General features: G+C 47.3%; 2 protein-coding genes. Both read right to left on the bottom strand.

Annotated elements, in window-relative coordinates:
- Window positions 1-78: 78 nt before the first annotated feature.
- Entirely contained in the window at window positions 79-945 is an 867-nt protein-coding gene (locus tag ACKFKF_RS27850) for a DUF350 domain-containing protein (RefSeq protein WP_446861827.1), read from the bottom strand.
- A 44-nt stretch (window positions 946-989) separates the two neighbouring features.
- A partial coding sequence (locus ACKFKF_RS27845) for a lipid II:glycine glycyltransferase FemX (RefSeq protein ID WP_446870621.1) occupies window positions 990-1,474 on the bottom strand: 485 nt, incomplete at its 5' end.

The following is a 1,474-nucleotide window of genomic DNA, read 5'->3' as shown; positions in this document are numbered from 1 at the left end:
CTCTTGCTGCAACTTTCTCGTGAGGAATTGTTGGCGCGCTTTGCTAATGAAAGGCAATGATGGCAAACGTTGGCTATTTTAGAGACTCCAGGCGATCAAAAACGAACTTGCAATGTAAGCAAAGGCTTCGATCAATCCTGCGCCCACGTTGGGGACTGATTGATGAACAATTTCGTCTGAGATTTTTACTCCAGGCACTAACACCAAATCTGCAATCCAACGCACGATCGCCAGCGCAATCAAACAAAGCACTAACACGGTTCCGTATTCAATGAAGCTCTGTTGCCAGCTTTGAAATTCTGATGCAAATGAGATTCGGACAATGTTGCCCGTCCCGATTAGTAAGCCTGATAGAGCGAGTCCGGCGGCGAGGTTGTTGCGATCGTAAATCTCACGAAAGACGTTGTAGCGGGTCATGCGAGGATAGAGGCGCGTCGCGATCGTCAAAACGCCCAACCCCACTAGCCAACAAGTTAACCCAACTAGCCAGGAGCCACTTTGTCCGGCAAGCGCTGTGCTGAGAATCAAACCGTTTGCAATGTGAACGCCCGCTTCTACTAAAGCAGCCCCGATGTTTTGTTCTTCTTTGACCTCACGGGCGCAGTCACAATGACGCAAAATCAAGCGATCGCCTATCCAGGCTCCGACCAACATTAACAAAATCACCAGGGCACCATAGCTGATCAGATTCACAATTTGTTGTTGCCAGGTTTCGGCTGTCTTATCTAATACGCCTGCCAGGGCTGTCACGATGCCGAGATAGTAGCCGACGAGGGCGATCGCCACTGCGACGTTATCTCGAACAAACAATTCCAGGTTTAATTCCAGCCGACGAAACAGTTTTTGGTAAGCTAATTGTCCTACCCAAAAGAGTCCAAAGCCTACGATAATTTCGAGGGCCGTCAGTCCAATTTGAGAGAATCCGGTTTGCAAAAATAGCGGCATAATAAGGGGTAAATTTTGAGCGGGAATAGGAGAAAAAGTATTCTTTAGTTTGGGTTTGTGATCTGTTGCCAGGTGTGGATCAAAGTGTCAGCGAGACGATCGTAAAAGAAGTAGTCTTGAGCGCCGATCGTAGTCACGATGCGACCTCCAAACTGTCCTTTAAATTGAGAAAATTTGGCGTAGCTGTGTTGTGGATCGCGAGTGTATCCATAGAAGTCGTAAAAGTGACAACCTTTTGATTTTGCACGCTGCATCGCGGCCCAGTGTAAAGCATAACTTGCCATCACTTGAGGATGATTTGTGCTGCGTCCGCCGTAGAGATAGGTGGCACGATCGCCCCAATAAATAATTAGAATTGCGGTTAAAACTTCGCCCTGCCATTTTGCAAAACCCACTTCTGCTATGTTGGCTAAAAAGAGCGTTTGACAGAGGTTGATAAAAAATTTGTAAGGTTCGCTCAAAAATTGCTGTCGCTTTGCAGCTGCTTGACTGACAAAACTCAGGAAAGCGAGAAAGGAAGCTAGGAGGG

It is taken from the genome of Phormidesmis sp. 146-12, from assembly GCF_052939495.1.
Note: the sequence above shows the minus strand (reverse complement) of the source record. Positions and strands in the feature narration are given on the sequence as shown.

Excerpts from the sequence above, each read along its gene's own strand:
- ACKFKF_RS27850 (WP_446861827.1), bottom strand. The coding sequence starts at position 945 with ATGCCGCTATTTTTGCAAACCGGATTCTCTCAAATTGGACTGACGGCC.